We start from the raw sequence: 902 nt of genomic DNA on the forward strand, positions 1-902 counted from the left end.
GTGAAGGCCAAGGCCGAACCAGGCATCTGGATGGAAGAGGTGCCGGTGCCGGAAATCGGCCCTAACGACGTGCTGATCAAGATCAAGAAGACGGCGATCTGCGGCACCGACGTGCACATCTACAATTGGGACCAGTGGGCGCAGAAGACGGTGCCGGTGCCGATGGTGACGGGCCATGAATTCGTCGGCACCGTTGCCGATTTCGGCGCAGCGGTCACCGAATACAAGGTCGGCCAGCGCGTGTCGGGCGAGGGCCACATCGTCTGCGGTCATTGCCGCAACTGTCGCGCCGGGCGAGGGCATCTGTGCCGCAACACGCTCGGCGTCGGCGTCAATCGTCCGGGCGCCTTCGGTGAGTATCTGGCTATCCCGCAGCACAACGTCGTGCCGATCCCCGATGATGTGCCGGACGAGATCGCCGCCATCTTCGATCCGTTGGGCAATGCCGTGCACACGGCACTCTCCTTCGATCTGGTCGGCGAGGACGTGCTGGTCACCGGCGCCGGGCCGATCGGCATCATGGGCGCGCTCGTCGCCCAATGCGTCGGCGCGCGAAAAGTCGTCATCACCGACATCAATCCGGTGCGGCTGGCGCTGGCGAAAAAGCTCGGCGTCCAGCATGTCGTCGACGCGTCCAAGGAAAAGCTGCGCGATGTCATGCCGGCACTCGGCATGACCGAGGGTTTTGATGTCGGCCTCGAAATGTCGGGCGCAGCCCCCGCCTTCCGCGACATGATCGACACCATGAACAACGGCGGCAAGATCGCCATTCTGGGCATCGCCCCGACCGGATTCGAGATCGACTGGAACAAGGTCATCTTCAAGATGCTGCATCTCAAGGGCATCTATGGCCGCGAGATGTTCGAGACCTGGTACAAGATGATCGCGCTGGTGCAGGGGCC

1 protein-coding gene is annotated in these 902 nt (G+C 63.1%); it reads left to right on the top strand.

Annotation, left to right across the window (positions count from 1 at the left end):
* A partial coding sequence (tdh, locus tag EN932_RS37060; protein WP_128369571.1) for an L-threonine 3-dehydrogenase occupies positions 1-902 on the top strand: 902 nt, incomplete at both ends.

Source organism: Mesorhizobium sp. M7A.F.Ca.US.002.01.1.1, from assembly GCF_004022955.1.
GTDB classification, from domain to species: domain Bacteria; phylum Pseudomonadota; class Alphaproteobacteria; order Rhizobiales; family Rhizobiaceae; genus Mesorhizobium; species Mesorhizobium ciceri.